This is a genomic window from Nocardioides sp. CPCC 206347 (genome assembly GCF_048654605.1).
Lineage (GTDB): Bacteria > Actinomycetota > Actinomycetes > Propionibacteriales > Nocardioidaceae > Nocardioides.
On record NZ_JBMCYZ010000007.1, the window covers coordinates 132,097 to 147,752 of the forward strand.

16 protein-coding genes are annotated in these 15,656 nt (G+C 70.4%); 3 read left to right on the top strand and 13 right to left on the bottom strand.

Annotation, left to right across the window (positions count from 1 at the left end; genetic code table 11):
• Window positions 1-20: 20 nt before the first annotated feature.
• Together ACOACQ_RS21405 and ACOACQ_RS21410 are read left to right on the top strand one after the other, a co-directional pair.
• Complete coding sequence (locus ACOACQ_RS21405) at window positions 21-890, top strand: diacylglycerol kinase (RefSeq protein WP_420289255.1); 870 nt, start codon at window positions 21-23, stop codon at window positions 888-890.
• Window positions 887-3,622: a DEAD/DEAH box helicase gene (locus ACOACQ_RS21410; protein WP_420289256.1), complete on the top strand. Its 2,736-nt coding sequence runs from the start codon at window positions 887-889 to the stop codon at window positions 3,620-3,622. Before ACOACQ_RS21405 ends, ACOACQ_RS21410 begins: the two co-directional genes overlap by 4 nt.
• Window positions 3,623-3,640: 18 nt before the next feature.
• On the opposite strand, the gene ACOACQ_RS21415 is transcribed toward ACOACQ_RS21410, so the two are convergent.
• The gene (locus tag ACOACQ_RS21415) at window positions 3,641-4,021 is read right to left on the bottom strand and encodes a MarR family winged helix-turn-helix transcriptional regulator (RefSeq protein WP_378599132.1); all 381 of its coding nucleotides are present in this window, start codon (window positions 4,019-4,021) and stop codon (window positions 3,641-3,643) included.
• Window positions 4,022-4,194: 173 nt separating this feature from the next.
• On the opposite strand from ACOACQ_RS21415, the gene ACOACQ_RS21420 reads away from it, so the two are divergent.
• Window positions 4,195-5,280, top strand: coding sequence for a substrate-binding domain-containing protein (locus tag ACOACQ_RS21420; RefSeq protein ID WP_378599129.1), 1,086 nt, complete (start codon window positions 4,195-4,197; stop codon window positions 5,278-5,280).
• On the opposite strand, the gene ACOACQ_RS21425 is transcribed toward ACOACQ_RS21420, so the two are convergent.
• The 12 genes from ACOACQ_RS21425 to ACOACQ_RS21480 form a co-directional block, all read right to left on the bottom strand.
• On the bottom strand, window positions 5,277-5,990 hold the full coding sequence (locus tag ACOACQ_RS21425) for an urease accessory protein UreD (RefSeq protein ID WP_420289257.1): 714 nt from the start codon (window positions 5,988-5,990) through the stop codon (window positions 5,277-5,279). The genes ACOACQ_RS21420 and ACOACQ_RS21425 overlap by 4 nt on opposite strands.
• 25 nt (window positions 5,991-6,015) lie before the next feature.
• A complete protein-coding gene (gene ureG / locus ACOACQ_RS21430; RefSeq protein ID WP_378599123.1) occupies window positions 6,016-6,744 on the bottom strand; it encodes an urease accessory protein UreG in 729 nt (242 codons plus the stop codon).
• Window positions 6,737-7,396 carry an urease accessory protein UreF gene (locus ACOACQ_RS21435; RefSeq protein WP_378599120.1) on the bottom strand — a complete coding sequence of 220 codons (660 nt, stop codon included), beginning with the start codon at window positions 7,394-7,396 and terminating at the stop codon, window positions 6,737-6,739. The genes ureG and ACOACQ_RS21435 overlap by 8 nt, the downstream gene beginning before the upstream one ends.
• Window positions 7,397-7,403: 7 nt before the next feature.
• Window positions 7,404-9,110, bottom strand: coding sequence for an urease subunit alpha (locus tag ACOACQ_RS21440; RefSeq protein WP_378599117.1), 1,707 nt, complete (start codon window positions 9,108-9,110; stop codon window positions 7,404-7,406).
• On the bottom strand, window positions 9,103-9,435 hold the full coding sequence (gene ureB / locus ACOACQ_RS21445) for an urease subunit beta (RefSeq protein WP_378599140.1): 333 nt from the start codon (window positions 9,433-9,435) through the stop codon (window positions 9,103-9,105). Before ureB ends, ACOACQ_RS21440 begins: the two co-directional genes overlap by 8 nt.
• A gap of 16 nt (window positions 9,436-9,451) precedes the next feature.
• Window positions 9,452-9,754, bottom strand: coding sequence for an urease subunit gamma (locus ACOACQ_RS21450; protein WP_378599114.1), 303 nt, complete (start codon window positions 9,752-9,754; stop codon window positions 9,452-9,454).
• A gap of 3 nt (window positions 9,755-9,757) precedes the next feature.
• Complete coding sequence (locus ACOACQ_RS21455) at window positions 9,758-10,438, bottom strand: ATP-binding cassette domain-containing protein (RefSeq protein ID WP_378599111.1); 681 nt, start codon at window positions 10,436-10,438, stop codon at window positions 9,758-9,760.
• Window positions 10,431-11,186 (bottom strand): urea ABC transporter ATP-binding protein UrtD, encoded by a 756-nt coding sequence (urtD, locus tag ACOACQ_RS21460; RefSeq protein ID WP_378599108.1) that lies wholly within the window; start codon window positions 11,184-11,186, stop codon window positions 10,431-10,433. Before urtD ends, ACOACQ_RS21455 begins: the two co-directional genes overlap by 8 nt.
• On the bottom strand, window positions 11,183-12,262 hold the full coding sequence (urtC, locus tag ACOACQ_RS21465; RefSeq protein WP_378599105.1) for an urea ABC transporter permease subunit UrtC: 1,080 nt from the start codon (window positions 12,260-12,262) through the stop codon (window positions 11,183-11,185). The genes urtD and urtC overlap by 4 nt, the downstream gene beginning before the upstream one ends.
• Window positions 12,259-13,143, bottom strand: coding sequence for an urea ABC transporter permease subunit UrtB (gene urtB, locus ACOACQ_RS21470; protein ID WP_378599102.1), 885 nt, complete (start codon window positions 13,141-13,143; stop codon window positions 12,259-12,261). The genes urtC and urtB overlap by 4 nt, the downstream gene beginning before the upstream one ends.
• 158 nt (window positions 13,144-13,301) lie before the next feature.
• Window positions 13,302-14,546 (bottom strand): urea ABC transporter substrate-binding protein, encoded by a 1,245-nt coding sequence (urtA, locus tag ACOACQ_RS21475; protein ID WP_378599099.1) that lies wholly within the window; start codon window positions 14,544-14,546, stop codon window positions 13,302-13,304.
• Window positions 14,547-14,684: 138 nt separating this feature from the next.
• Entirely contained in the window at window positions 14,685-15,614 is a 930-nt protein-coding gene (locus tag ACOACQ_RS21480) for a 5'-3' exonuclease (RefSeq protein ID WP_378599096.1), read from the bottom strand.
• Window positions 15,615-15,656: the final 42 nt, after the last annotated feature.

The following is a 15,656-nucleotide window of genomic DNA, read 5'->3' on the forward strand; positions in this document are numbered from 1 at the left end:
TGGTCCTCTAACCTTCACCTGTGCCTCGCGCGGTCGTCCTCACCAACCCCACGTCGGGGAAGGGACGCGGTGCGCGCCTGCGGGACGAGGCGCTGCCGAGGTTCCACGGTGCCGGCTGGCGTACGACGGCCCTCTACGGCCGTGACGCGGAGGAGTCCCTCGACCTGGCCCGCGCGGCCGTCGCCGACGAGCCCGACGTGCTCGTCGTGTGCGGCGGCGACGGCATGGTCAACCTCGGGCTCCAGGCGACCGCCGGCACCGAGGTCCCGATCGGCATCCTTCCGGGTGGCACGGGCAACGACATCGCCCGCTCCCTCGACATCCCGCTGCGCGACGGCGCCGCGGCAGCGGCCCGGATCATCCACGGCAGCCCGCGGCCGATCGACCTGGCCCGGGTGGGTGATCGCTGGTTCGGCGGAGTGCTCGCCGCCGGGTTCGACTCGGTGGCCAACGAGCGGGCCAACCGGATGCGCTGGCCCAAGGGCCAGATGCGCTACAACCTCGCCACCCTGGCCGAGCTGAGGGTCTTCGAGCCGCTGCACTACGTCCTCGACCTCGATGGCGAGGAGCGCCGGGTCGACGCCATGCTGGTCGCCGTCGGGAACGGGCCGTCGTACGGCGGCGGGCTGCGGATCACGCACGGTGCGGTCCTCGACGACGGCCTGCTCGACGTGGTCCTGATCAAGCCGATGGGGCGCGTCGAACTGGCCCGGACGTTCCCCAGGCTCTTCAACGGGACGCACGTGAACCACCCCCAGTACGAGCGGCACCGGGTGCGCCGGGTGACCGTCGCGAGCGCCGGGATCGTGGGGTACGCCGACGGCGAACGGTTCGGTCCGCTACCCCTGACCGTCGAGTGCGTTCCTGGAGCAGTCAAGGTATGGGCATGAGCAGCCATCCCGTGTTCGACCAGTTCTCGGGCACCTTCCCCTTCCCTCTCGACGAATTCCAGGTCGAGGGCTGCAAGGCGGTGGAGGACGGCGACGGCGTCCTGGTCGCTGCTCCGACGGGTGCCGGCAAGACGGTGGTCGGCGAGTTCGCGGTCCACCTCGCGCTCGAGACCGGCCGCAAGTGCTTCTACACGACGCCGATCAAGGCGTTGTCGAACCAGAAGTACAACGACCTCGTCGCCCGGCACGGTGCCGACCAGGTCGGCCTGCTGACCGGCGACACCTCCATCAACGGCGAAGCGCCCGTGGTCGTGATGACCACCGAGGTGCTGCGCAACATGCTCTACGCCCGTTCACGGACCCTCGTGGGCCTGGGCTTCGTGGTCATGGACGAGGTGCACTACCTCGCCGACCGCGCCCGGGGCGCGGTCTGGGAGGAGGTGATCATCCACCTGCCCGAGTCGGTGTCGGTGGTGTCGCTCTCCGCGACGGTCTCCAACGCCGAGGAGTTCGGCGAGTGGCTCGAGACGGTCCGGGGATCGACGCGGACCATCGTGGCCGAGCGGCGCCCGGTTCCCCTGTTCCAGCACGTGATGGCCGGGCGGCAGCTCCACGACCTCTTCGCCTCCTCCGACGTCGACGCGGCCGCCGGCTTCGTGCGGGAGGGCGCACCCGTCAACGAGGAGCTGGTCAAGCTCGCCCGCGACGACTGGGCTTCGACGCGCCTCAAGGGCCACCGCACCCCGAAGTCCGGCGGCAAGGGCGGGCGGCCCGGCGGTCCGGGCAGCCGACCCGTCGGCAACGGCCGCCGGATCTGGATTCCCGGTCGCCTCGACGTCCTGGAACAGCTGCAGCGCAAGAACCTGCTGCCCGCCATCGACTTCATCTTCAGCCGCGCCGGCTGCGACGCCGCCGTCCAGCAGTGCCTGGACGCAAATGTCCGCCTCACCACGGCCGCCGAGCGCGACGAGGCGATCGCCTACGTCAAGGGCACCCTCGGCACGATGCCCCCCGACGACCTCGAGGTCCTCGGCTACGACGACTTCCTCGACGCGGCGTCGCGGGGCGTGGCGTCCCACCACGCCGGCATGCTGCCCGCGTTCAAGGAGTGCGTCGAGGAGCTCTACCTGCGCGGGCTCGTCAAGATCGTCTTCGCGACCGAGACCCTCGCCCTCGGCATCAACATGCCGGCGCGGACCGTGGTCCTGGAGAAGCTGAGCAAGTGGAACGGCGAGACGCACGCCGACATCACGCCGGGGGAGTACACCCAGCTGACCGGCCGCGCCGGTCGGCGCGGCCTCGACATCGAGGGCCATGCCGTCGTGCTGTGGCAGCCCGGCATGAACCCCCGTGACCTGGCGGGCCTCGCGTCGACGCGGACCTATCCGTTGCGTTCGTCCTTCCGGCCGTCGTACAACATGGCGGTGAACCTGGTGCACGCCTTCGGCCGGCACCGCGCCCGCGAGCTCCTCGAGATGTCCTTCGCGCAGTTCCAGGCCGACCGGGCCGTGGTCGGGCTCGCGCGCCAGCTGCGCAAGGCCGAGGACGCGCTGGAGGGCTATGCCGAGTCCGCGCACTGCCACCTCGGCGACTACATGGAGTACGCCGGCCTGCGCCAGCAGATCTCCGAGCTGGAGAAGCAGTCCAGCAAGGTACGACGACACGACCGCCGCAACGAGGCGGCTGCCTCCCTCGAGCAGCTCGTCCCCGGCGACGTGATCGTGGTGCCCGCCGGCAAGTTCGCCGGGCCTGCCGTGATCGTGGAGCCCGGACTGTCCGAGCAGGGTCACCGCCCGCTGGTCATTACCGCCGAGCGCCAGGGCCGCCGGCTCGCGATGATCGACTTCCCGGTGCCCGTCGAACCAGTCGCGAAGATCCGGCTGCCCAAGCGGGTCGACACGCGCAACCCCCAGCAGCGCAAGGACATCGCGCAAGCGGTCCGCGCCGCGGTGCGAGCACTGCCCGCGTCCGTGACCCGCCCCCGGCCGGAGCGCGGCCCGGTCGACGAAGGTGTCGCGCGCCAGATCGCCGAGATCCGCGAGCAGATCCGCTCCCACCCGTGTCACGCGTGCGACGACCGCGAGGACCACGCCCGCTGGGCCGAGCGCCACGCCAAGCTCGGCAAGGACGCGCAGATGCTGTCCGAACGCATCGAGCGGCGCACCAACACGGTCGCCCGGACGTTCGACCGCGTGTGCGAGGTCCTGACGGCCCTCGGCTACCTCGAGGAGGACGCCGTCACCGAGCGCGGCCGCGCCCTGATGCGGATCTACTCCGACCTCGACCTCGTCGCCGCCGAGTCTCTCCGCCTGGGCCTGTGGGACGGCCTCACGCCCCAGCAGCTGGGGGCGGTGCTCTCCTCGCTCGTCTACGAGGCCCGTCGCCCCGAGGACGGTCCGGGCAACGTGCCCGGCGGCGCCATCTCGGAGGCCATCGATGCGATGACCCGGCTGTGGTCCGACCTCGAGCAGCTCGAGCGCACCCATCGCCTGGACTTCCTGCGCAGGCCCGACCCGGGCTTCGCCTGGACCGCGTACCGCTGGGCCGGCGGCCAGGACCTCGACGAGGTGATCACCCGCAACGACCAGACGGCGGGCGACTTCGTGCGCCAGATGAAGCAGCTGATCGACTTCGCGGGCCAGATCGCCAACGCCGCGGCCGGGACACCGGTGCGGGACACCGCCCGCGACCTGGTGAAGCTGCTGCGCCGCGGCATCGTCGCCGGCGGCTGAGCAGGCCCGACCGGCAGCTCAGTCGACCGGGGCCCCGGGCAGCGTCAGGGACTGCTCGACGGCGCGCAACCGGGCTGCGTAGGCCTGACCTCGCGGCGACAACGCCACGACGGCTCGCCGCCCGTCCTCCGGGTCGGCCCGGCGCACCACCAGGCCGCGCTCCACGAGGCGGTCCATGTGCCGGGTGAGACTGGCTGCGGGTACGACAGCCGCGACGGCGACCTCGCTCATCCCCAGACCCGGCTCGTCGTCGATGACCGCGATGATCCGCCAGTGCTCGAGCGTCAGGCCGTGCTCGTCGAGAAGCGGCTGGAGGGCATCACGAACCGTCGCCTCGACCTGGCGCACCTGGACCGCGATGCTCGAGGAGACCCGGTGGTGCGTGATGACCCGGCCCACGGCGGTCTCCTTCGCGCTGGCGGTGCCTTGAGACAGATTCGTGACAATCGCGTTAACGACGCCGCTACGCCGCGGAGTCGGCTCTATCGTAGGCATTGCCACAGCAATTCCGGTTGCACCACGTGCCCGCAACGTCGCCGGCCGAGGCAGCCCACGTCCCGCACGGAGGGCCCGTGCCCGACCTGCCCCGCGACCCGAGCAGCGACGTCCTGTCGGTCGCCTTCGTCGTACCCCTCCAGGGAACGACGGGCATCTACGGACCCTCCTGCCTGGCCTGCGGCGAGCTCGCGGTCGAGCAGCTCAACGCGCGTCGCGGGATTGCGGGGCGGCAGGTCGAGCTCGTCGTGGTCGACGGTGGCCGCGAACCCGCTCTCGTGGCGGACGAGGTCGGTCGCCTGGTCGACGGCGGGCGCGTCCAGGCGGTGGCCGGCTGGCACATCTCGGCAGTGCGCCAGGCGATCACCGCGCGCGTCGGTGGCCGGGTGGTCTACGCGTTCGCCGCGATGCACGAGGGCGGCGACGCCACACCGGGCGTGTTCATGATCGGCGAGCGTCCGATCAACCAGTTGCTGCCGGCCGCGCACTGGATGCGCGAGGAGCTCGGGGTGGGGCGCTGGGCGATCGTGGGCAACGACTACGTGTTCCCTCGCGTCACCGGCACCACCGCGCGGATCGCGCTCGAGGACACCCCGTCGGAGATCGTCAGCGAGACCTACGTGCCGCTCGGGACCAGCGACTTCAGCACCGTGCTGTCGGACCTGGCCCGGCAGCCGATCGACGGCGTGATCATGCTCCTGATGGGCCAGGACGCGGTGCACTTCAACCGCCAGTTCGCCCGGTCCGGCCTGTCGGTGGACCTGCCGCGGCTGAGCCCGGCGGTCGAGGAGAACACCCTGCTGGCCGGCGGTGCCGGCGCCAACCACGGGCTGTACGCAGCAGCGGCGTACTTCGACGGCCTCGGTACGGCGGAGAGCACCGAGCTGGCGCGCGCCTACTACGCCCGCTGGGGACGCTGGGCGCCGGCGCTGAACGCGGTGGGGGAGTCCTGCTACGAGGCCCTGTACTTCCTCGCCCGCGTCGGCGAGGTGTGCGGCTCGCTCGACGTCCGGGCCCTGTCGAGCCTGGAGTCGGGTCACTTCTACGCCAGTCCGCGCGGCCTGATGCGCCTCGACGGCAACCTGCTCGACCAGGACGTCTACCTCGCGGCGGCCGACGGCCTCGGCTTCCGCATCGAGCAGCAGATCGCGCGCGCCCACTAGGACCTCGCTCCCTGGCAGCGCACCGCCGTGTGCCACGCCTCCGGGAGGCCGGCCTCGTGGGCGTGGACGCCCAGGCGCCGCCACAGGGTGCCGCCCTGGTCGAGGTCGAACCGGTCCACGGCAGGTCCCTCCACCGGCGTGGAACCACCGACCGCCAGCACCGAGGAGACCACCCGGTGGCCGCCCAGCAGCGCCGGCGTCGTGGTGGCGTCGAGGGGCAGGTCCTCGACCAGCAGCGGAGTGCGGTCGCGCGTGACCTCGGTCCGCTGCCTGATGGTGCCCGGCGCTTCGCCGTACCGCCCGAGGACCAGCGACTCCCGCAGGAGCAGCGTGGCTCCGGCGGCGAGGCGTGCGACGGTCCGTCGCTGCACGTCCGCCCCGGCCGAGACCACGAACGGCTCGCCCGCCCAGGTCAGCGCCGCACCCGGGCCCAGCGTGATGAGCACCGACCAGGACGCCGTACCACCGCGCATGTCGAAGGCGACCGTCCCGCCGGGCTCGATCAGGTCCAGGCGAGCGCCCGCGTCGACCGTCACGTCGATCTCGATGGCGTCGCCGGCCAGCAGCAGCGCCCCCTCGGGCACCAGGGAGACCCGGGCGCCGTTCCGGTCGTGGTCGACGACCATCGGCCGGATCGATGCGGCGGTCGGGTCGGACACGGTCACCGCGCTGCGCACCCGGCAGCGCGCCTCACCCTCGCCGCGACTCACGCGGATGCGAGTTCGCGCCGATCGCTCAGTGCTCGTGAGCATGCCCGTGCGCAGGTGCGTGGGAGTGCCCGTGGGAGTGAGCCGCCATCGGGCCCGGGTCGATCGGCACCAGCGCGCCGGACAGGTGGTGCGCGCGCACACCGTCGAGCCACGCCACGAGCGCATCGATGCTGGTCCGGTCGGTGCGGGACAACCCGATGACGGGACGTTCGTGGCGGGCCGCGGTCGCATCGGCCAGCATCTGCACCACGTCGACCCCGACGTACGGCGCCAGGTCGGTCTTGTTGACCACGAGCAGGTCGGCGCGTTCAATGCCCGGTCCGCCCTTGCGCGCCACGTCGCCCCCACCGGCGACGTCGAGCACGAAGATCTGGACGTCGACCAGCGCCGGGGAGAAGGTCGCGGTGAGGTTGTCGCCACCGGACTCGATCAGCACCACGTCCAGCCCCGGGTAGTCGAACTCGAGGTCCTCGACCATCATCAGGTTCGCGCTGATGTCGTCCCTGATCGCCGTGTGCGGGCACGCGCCGGTCTCCACGGCGCGGATCCGGTCGGCTGCCAGCACGCCGGCCGACCGCAGGAAGCGGGCGTCCTCGTCGGTGTAGATGTCGTTCGTGACCACCCCGAGCTCGAGGCGCTCGGCCAGCTCCCGGCACAGGAGTGCGATCAGCGAGCTCTTCCCGGTGCCCACCGGACCGCAGACGCCGAGCCGCAACGGCCGGGCCGGATGGGGGAGAGCGGCGAGTTCAGGCACGGAACAACCTCCTTGAGGAACCGGCATGGGCCTGTGCCCACGCCTCGATCTGGGGTGAAGCAACAGCGGGGACCTGGTCCGGCGTGCGGACGTCGACAACGGCATCGACCACGTCGTCGACACCGGCCAGCGCGTCGTGCACCCAACCGGTCACCACCACCGGGTCGAGCGGCACGAGCTTCAGCGCGGCTGCACAGACGGTCTGCACGTCGTCGTACGCGACCAGGCGCGCGAGCGACGCCGCTCCGATGTCGAGATGGGCCGCCAGCGAGCCCAGCACGGTCGACCGTCCCGGTCGCGGGACGCTCCCGACGGAGGGACTCGACTCCGGCCAGACCCGCGCCGCCAGGCGCAGCAGCGCCTGACCCTGCAGCCGGGCCGCGTCACGAAGGGCCGGGGAGACTGTCCGGGCAGCCCACGCTGCGTCGACGTCCGCCAGGGCCGCGCCGGTCAGCACAGCGTGTCGTGCTGCCACCGCGGTGCCCGCCTCGACCCGGGTCACGCCGAGCAACCGACTCCGCAGGTAGCCGGGTACGTCGGCCGGGTCCAGGCCGTGGGCCAGGGCGCCTTCGAGCGTGCCCGACTGCGTGTGTCCCGCCACCGGCAGGCGCGCGTCGGCCAGCAGCAGCATCAGGAGCTCGGGGTGCGGCATCGGCGGCTCAGAACATCGAGTAGAGCTGCGCCAGCGGCAGCTCCTCGGCCGGGGCCGGCACGACACGTTCACCGTCCACGTCGATGGCGAAGGTCTCCGGGTCGATGTCGATCCGTGGGAGCGCGGAGTTGTTGACCATCGACGCCTTGGTCACCTCCCGGGTCGGTTGTACGGCGGCCAGCCGGCGTCGCAGCCCCAGCCGGTCCGCCAACCCGTCGGTCAGCGCGGCCGGAGCCACGAAGCTGACTCCGTAGGCGCTGCCGTCGTCCACGAGGGTCGGCCGCATCAGGACCGGCTGGGGCGTCGGGATCGACGCGTTCGGATCGCCGAGCGCGCCCCACACGAGCGCTCCCGACTTCATCACCACGTCAGGCCTGATCCCGAAGAAGCGCGGGTCCCACAGCACGAGGTCCGCCAGCTTTCCGGCCTCGACCGATCCCACCTCGTGGTCGATGCCGTGGGCGATCGCGGGATTGATCGTGTACTTCGCGACGTACCGCTTGGCCCGGAGGTTGTCCGCCGCCCCGCCACCGAGATCGGCGTGACTGCCGAACTGGCGCTTCATCACGTGCGCGACCTGCCAGGTCCGGCAGATGACCTCGCCGATGCGCCCCATGGCCTGCGCATCGGAGGAGGTGATCGACAGGGCACCGATGTCGTGCAGCAGGTCCTCGGCAGCGATGGTGGTGGCCCGGATCCGCGACTCCGCGAAGGCCAGGTCCTCCGGCACCTGCGGGTTCAGGTGGTGGCAGACCATCAGCATGTCGAGGTGCTCGGCGACCGTGTTGACCGTGTGCGGGAGCGTCGGGTTCGTCGACCCCGGGATGATGTGGGCAAGCGAGGCCACCGTGAGGATGTCCGGCGCGTGGCCGCCCCCAGCGCCCTCGGCATGGAACGCGTGGATGCCGCGACCGGCGATCGCGCCGACGGTCGACTCGACGTACCCCGCCTCGTTGAGGCTGTCGGAGTGCAGCGCCACCTGGAGGCCGAACTCGTCGGCGGCCCGGAGCGAGGCGTCGATGGCCGCGGGGGTCGAACCCCAGTCCTCGTGGACCTTGTAGCCGGCCGCACCTCCCAGCGCCTGCTCGGCGAGCCCGGCGGCGCTCACCGTGTTGCCCTTGCCGTAGAGCAGGACGTTGATCGGGACCGTGTCGAGCGCGCGGTGCACGGCGGCGAGGTGCCAGGCGCCGGGCGTGACCGTGGTGGCCTTGGAGCCCTCCGACGGTCCGGTGCCGCCTCCCGCGACCGTGGTGATCCCGGTGGCGAGCGCCTCGACGAGCTGGGAACGCGACAGCAGGTGGACGTGGACGTCGATGGCGCCCGCGGTCAGGATCCGGCCCTCGCCGGCGATGACGTCGGTCCCGGGCCCGATCACGAGGTCCGGGTGCACGCCGTCGGCGATGTCCGGATTCCCGGAGCGCCCCAGCGCGACGATGCGTCCGGCCCGGATCCCGACGTCGGCCTTCACGATGCCCCAGTGGTCGAGGACCAGCGCATTGGTGATGACGGTGTCCAGGGCGCCCTCGGCGGACGTGCGAAGGGACTGCGCCATCGATTCGCGGATCGACTTGCCACCGCCGAAGACGGCCTCCTCGCCACCGACCACGTAGTCCTTTTCGACCTCGATCCACAGGTCGGTGTCGCCGAGGCGGACCTGGTCACCGACGGTCGGCCCGTACAGGGCTGCGTACGACGCCCGGCTGATCTCAACCATCGACGGACCCGCCCTCCGACTTGATCTGGATGCCCGGCACGCGCCGGAGGCCGCCCAGCGCCACGATCCCGACCTCCTGCGAAGCACCGGGCTCGAAGCGCCGCGATGTCCCGGACGGGATGTCGAGCCGGGACCCGAGCGCGGCAGCGCGGTCGAACGACAGCGCGGGGTTCACGTCGGGGAGGTGCACGTGGGAACCGATCTGGATCGGGCGGTCACCGGTGTTGGTGAAGACCAGGACCGCTCGCTGCGCCGGGGTCCGGTCACCGTTGAGGACCACTGTCCCGGCGCCGGTCCGGGTCGCGCCCGGGCCTTCCGTCACGATGCCCACAGCAGTCTCCTCACGCGATCGGGTGGTGCAGGGTGACGAGCTTGCGCCCGTCCGGGAAGGTGGCTTCGACCTGGACGTCGCGGATCATGTCCGCGACCCCGGCCATCACCTGGTCACGCGCGAGCACGTCACGCCCGCGCTCCATCAGGTCGGCGACCCGGGCCCCGGCCCGGGCTTCCTCGATGACCCAGCACGAGAGCAGGGCCACCGACTCGGGGTAGTTGAGACGGACGCCGCGGGACAGTCGGTCACGCGCGACCATCCCGGCGACGCTGAGCAGGAGCTTCTCCGTGTCGGCCGGAGTCAGGTGCATGCCTCAGACCGCCATCGCTGCTCGGACGGCTTCCAGGGCGCCCGCTCCGCCGACGCCGCTGGACGTGATCCGTCCCGATTCGAGGACGTAGTAGGAGTCCGTGCTCCGCAGGGCGAAGCCGACGTGCTGCTCGACCAGCAGCACCGACAGGTCGCCCCGCTGCGTCAGGTCTGCGATGACGGCCTCGATCTCGGCGACGACATTGGGCTGGATGCCCTCGGTCGGTTCGTCGAGGATCAGCAGCCGGGGCTTCGTGAGCAGCGTCCGGGCGATGGCCAGCTGCTGGCGTTGTCCACCGGACAGCAGGCCGGCCCGCCGGGGGAGCAGGTCCACCAGGGCGGGGAACGTGCCCAGGACGCCGTCGATCGCGGCCCGGTCGGTGCTGACCAGCTGCAGGTTCTCCAGCGTCGTCATCTGCGGGAAGCAGAGCTGTCCCTGGGGCACGTAGCCCACCCCTCGTCGTACACGCTTGTTCGGCCGCAGGCGCGTCACGTCCTCGCCGTCCAGCAGGACCTGGCCGCTCATCACGGGCAACAGCCCCACCGCGACCCGGAGCAGGGTCGTCTTCCCGGCGCCGTTGTGGCCCATGATGGCCACCGCACCACCCTCGGGGACCTCGATCGACACGTTCTCCAGCACCCGGGTCCGGCCGTAGCCGGCCGTCACGTCACGCAGCTCAAGCACGGTTGACCTCCGCTTCGACGGTGCGGCCGAGGTAGACCTCCTGGACCCGGGCGTTGGCCTGGATCTCGGCGACGCTGCCCTCGGCGAGGACCTTGCCGGCGTGCATCACCGTGACGAGCTGGGCGTAGTTCCGGACGAAGTCCATGTCGTGCTCGATGACGACGATGGTGCGTTCGGTCCCGATCCGGCGGAGCAGCTCGCCCGTCGCGTCCCGCTCCTCGGCACTCATGCCCGCGACCGGCTCGTCGAGCAGCATCACCCGGGCGTCCTGGACGAGCAGCATGCCGATCTCGAGCCACTGCTTCTGACCGTGCGCGAGGACTCCTGCCGGCTTGTCCCGGAGCGCGGTCAGGCCGATCGTCTCGAGAGCCTCCTCGACGTACGACGGCGTGCCGCGACGCGCGCGCAGCATCCCCCAGGCCGAGCGGTGGACGCCGCCGGCGATGTCGAGGTTCTGCAGCACCGACAACCCCTCGAACACCGAAGCCGTCTGGAAGGTGCGCCCGATGCCCGCACGCACGATCCGGTGCGACTTCATCCGCAGCAGGTCCTGGTGGCGGTACCGCGCGAGCCCGGTCGCGGAGACCAGGCCGGTGACCGCATCGACCAGCGTGGTCTTGCCGGCACCGTTCGGACCGATCAGGAAGTGGAGCTGGCCCTGCAGGAGGGTCAGGTCCACCCCGTCGATCGCCTTGAAGCCGTCGAAGTCGACCGTGAGGCCGCGGATCTCCAGATAGTCGTCGTTCATGACGCCACCTCGCTCTTTCGGAACCGGGCGGTGACCTGCGACCACGCGTTGCCGAGGCCCGCGGGGAAGCACAGGATCACGATGATGAACAGCAGGCCGAGGAAGTAGGTCCACTGGTCGGGGAAGGACTCCGACAGCGTCGTCTGGCCGAATCCCACGGCGATCGCGCCGAGCGCGGGGCCCAGCAGCAGCGCCCGCCCGCCGAGGGCCACACCGGCGATGAGGAAGATCGAGGCCGTGGCATCGACGTCCGACGGCGAGATGATGCCGGTGATCGGCGTGAACAGCGCCCCGCCGATGCTCGCCATCACGGCCGCCACCACGAAGGCGGCGAGCTTGATGTTGGCCGGGTCGTGGCCCAGGAAGCGCACCCGCTCCTCGGCATCGCGGGTCGCGACCAGGAGCTCACCGAACCGGCTGCGGTACAGCTGCCACACGATGAGCAGGCACACGACGAGCACGCCAGCGGCGATCGAGTAGATCATCTTCTTGTTCACCGGGTCGTACAGGTTGTAGCCGAAGAACAGCGTGAACTGGTTGAGGCCGTTGAACCCGCCGGTCTGCTGGATGGTGGCGATCAGCAGCGTCGCGAACGCGACGGCCAGCGCCTGGGTCAGGATCGCGAAGTAGGCCCCCTTCACCCTGCGCTTGAAGATCGCGAACCCGAGTATCGCGGCCACCACGGCGGGCACGACCACGATCGCGAAGAGCGTGAACGGGCCGCTGCGGAAGGGCTCCCACCAGCCCGGCATCGTCCCGTCGCCGTACAACACCATGAAGTCCGGTACGGCGTCCGGCCCCCCGGTCGCCATGGCCGCCTCGAGCTTCAGGTGCATCGCCATGGCGTACCCGCCGAGGCCGAAGAAGACGCCCTGGCCCATCACGAGCATGCCTCCGCGACCCCACGCCAGCCCGATGCCGACGCCGGCGATGGCCCAGCAGACGTACTTGCCGAGGTTGTTCAGCCGGAACGGGCTGAGCACGGCCGGCGCGATGACGAGGAGGGCGACGGCGACCAGCACGATGGCGATGAGCGGACCCCACGTCCGCCCCCACTTCTGCAGCGTGCCCTTCATGCCAGCCCCCTCGTGCGCACGGTGAACAGCCCCTGGGGCTTGAGCTGGAGGAAGATGACGACCAGCGCGAACGTGACCACCTGCGCCATGCTCGAGCTGAACCAGTCGGTGAAGAACGCGGTCACGATGCCCACCGCAAAGGCCGCGATCACGGTGCCCTTGAGCTGTCCCAGCCCACCGGCGACGACCACGAGGAACGCCGAGATGATGTACGTCGTCCCGAGGTTCGGGTTCGTCCCGGAGATCAGCGAGACGGCGACGCCGCCGACGCCCGCGAGGCCCGAGCCGACGAAGAACGTGACCCGGTCGGTGGTGCGGGTCGAGACCCCCATCGTCTCGGCGAGATCGCGGTTCTGCACGGTCGCCCGGATCTGCCGGCCGTAGGCGGTGTACTTCAGCAGCAGGCCGAGTCCGCCGAGGGCGGCGACGGCGAGCAGGATCGTGAACATCTGCCGGTACGGCCAGTGGTACCCGAACACATTGATGAAGCCGTCGAGCCATCCCGGTGTCTGCACGGGGTCGCCCTGCGCACCGAAGACGTCCTTGGCCAGCTGCTGGAGCAGCAGGCTCACGCCGACCGTGACCAGCAGCGTGTCGAGGGGGCGTCGGTACATCCACGAGATGATCGCGACCTCGAGCAACAGCCCGAGGGTGCCGGCAACGAGGAACGCCGCCGGCAGCGCGACCAGGATCGAGATGTCGGTGTTGGTCACGACCTGCTGCGTGAGGAAGGTCGTGTAGGCGCCGGCCATGAGGAACTCGCCGTGGGCCATGTTGATCACGCCCATCTGGCCGAACGTGAGGGCCAGGCCGAGGGCGGCGATGAGGAGCAGCGCGCCGGTGGCGGTGCCGGCGAGCAGGGGAGTGGTGAACGCGTCCAAGACGGAGGTCTCCTGGCTGGGGGGAGAGCCCCGGGGCGCCGTACCGCGTGGGTACGACGCCCCGGGTAGCTGGGCCCGGCAGCGTGTCGAGAGGCGTCGGCGGCAGCTTGCTGCCCCCTCTGCGCCGAAGACACGCTCGGGCAATGGGAAAGCTCAGTTCAGTTCTTGCTCGGGTCCCACCAGGCGTAGCCCTTGAGGAACGGGTCAGGCTCGATCGGCTTCTCGGAGTCCCACACGACGTCGAACTGGTTGTCGGCGTTGATCTGGCCGATCAGTCCTGTCTTGGCGATGTGGTGGTTCTCGCCGTCGATCACGACCGTGCCTTCCGGTGCGTCGAAGGACACCCCGTCCGCGGAGTCGTTGATCTTGTCGACGTCGAACGACTTGGCCTTCTCGACCAGGTTCTTGTAGAGGTACAGCGAGGTGTACGCCGCCTCCATCGGGTCGGAGGTCGGACGATCCTTGCCGTACTTGTCCTGGAACGCCTTGATGAAGGCGGCATTGGCGGGGCTGTCCACGGACTGGAAGTAGTTCCACGCGGCGTACTGACCGGTGACGTCCTTGCCCATCGCCGGTGCCTCCTCCTCGGCGATCGAGACGGAGATGATCGGCGTCTTCTCCGCCGTCAGGCCCTGCTCGTAGTACGCCTTGATGAAGCCGACGTTCGAGGAGCCGTTGATCGTGTTGAACACGAAGTCCGGCTTGGCCGCAACGATCTTGGCCACCTGGGTGGTCCAGTCGTCGTCATCGAGCGGGACGTACTCCTCGCCGACGATCTCGATCCCGAGCTCGGCGGCGTACTGCTTGATGATCTTGTTGGCGGTCCGGGGGAACACGTAGTCCGAGCCCGCCAGGAACAACGTCTTGACGCCCTTGGTCTTGAGGAAGTCCATGGCCGGGATGATCTGCTGGTTGGTCGTGGCGCCGGTGTAGTAGATGTTCTTCGACGCCTCGAGGCCCTCGTACTGGACGGGGTAGAACAGCAGGCCGTTGTTGGCCTCGACCACCGGGAGCATCGCCTTGCGCGATGCCGAGGTCCAGCCACCGAAGACGGCAGCGACACAGTCGCCGGTCAGCAGCTTCTCGATCTTCTCGGCGAAGATCGCGGGATCGCTCGCGCCGTCCTCCTCGACGAACTTGATCTGCTTGCCGAGGATGCCGCCGTCGGCATTGATCTCCTCCGCGGCCATCGAGAGCGAGTCGCGAACGGTCTGCTCGCTGATCGCCATCGCGCCGGAGGTGGAGTTGAGGAACCCGAGTTCGATGGTGTCACCGGAGGTGTCGACGCAGCTCTCGACTGCGCTCTTCTCTCCGGACTTGGTGCCACCACAGGCGCTCAGGCTGAGCGCTGCGGTGAGCGCGAGGACGGTGCCTGTCGCAAGGCGGGTGCGGGAATGCAACACGTGGGTGAACCCTCTCGGTCATCGGCCTGCAGTCTCGGGCTGCAGGCTCGGAGCCAGGGGGCACGGCGTCGGGCCCCGGTGACGATGAACCTAGGAAGGGCTGATTTCCAACTACTACCAAATGGAATGAAATCGGTGTTACGAAGCGGTCCCGGAAAGAACAGTTGTGAGTCGGGCGACCGGCGAGGCCAGTGACCACCGCTCCGCGAGCTCCGCCAGCCTGTCGGGATCGACAGGCGTACGAGGCAGGGCAAGGGCGTCGCCGCGGGGGAGGTCGATGTCGCGAGCGACCGCGACCACCTTCGGGGCCACGTCGAGATACGACGCCGCCTCCCGGATCTTCAGCCGCGGACCGGGGCCCAGGTCGCTGCCCGGGTCCTCGACCGCCGCGCGGACGCCGGCGACGTCGCCGTACTTCTGGAGCAGGGAGGCGGCTGTCTTGTCGCCGACACCCTTCACCCCGGGCAGGCCGTCGGAGGCGTCGCCGCGCAGCGTGGCGAAGTCGGCGTACTGGTCGGCGCGGACGCCGTACTTCTCGAGGACCCAGGCCTCGTCGACGCGCTCGTGCCGTCCGACGCCCTTGCCGATGTACAGGATCCGGACGCCGGCGGCATCGTCGACCAGCTGGAAGAGGTCACGGTCGCCGGTCACCGCGTCGACGGGCATGCCCGCGCCGGTGGCCAGCGTGCCGATCACGTCGTCGGCCTCGTAGCCCGCAGCACCGATGACCGCGATGCCGAACGCCGCGAGCACCTCGCGGATGACCGGGACCTGCAGCTCGAGCGGGTCGGGCACCTCCTCGACGTCGGGGGCGCCCGCGACCTCGGTGACGACGCGGTGCGCCTTGTAGGTCGGGATCAGGTCGACACGCCACTGCGGGCGCCAGTCGTCGTCCCAGCAGCAGACGAGATGGGTGGGCTCGTACTGCTCCACGAGGCTCGAGATGTAACCCAGCAGGCCGCGCACGGCATTCACGTTCGTACCGTCGGGAGCCAGGATCTCGGGCGACCCGAAGTAGGCGCGGAAGTACATGCTGGCGGTGTCGAGAAGCATCAGTCGCTCGGTCATCGCGGCCCAGCCTAGGGCCCCGGGACGAGATGTGAACGGGTC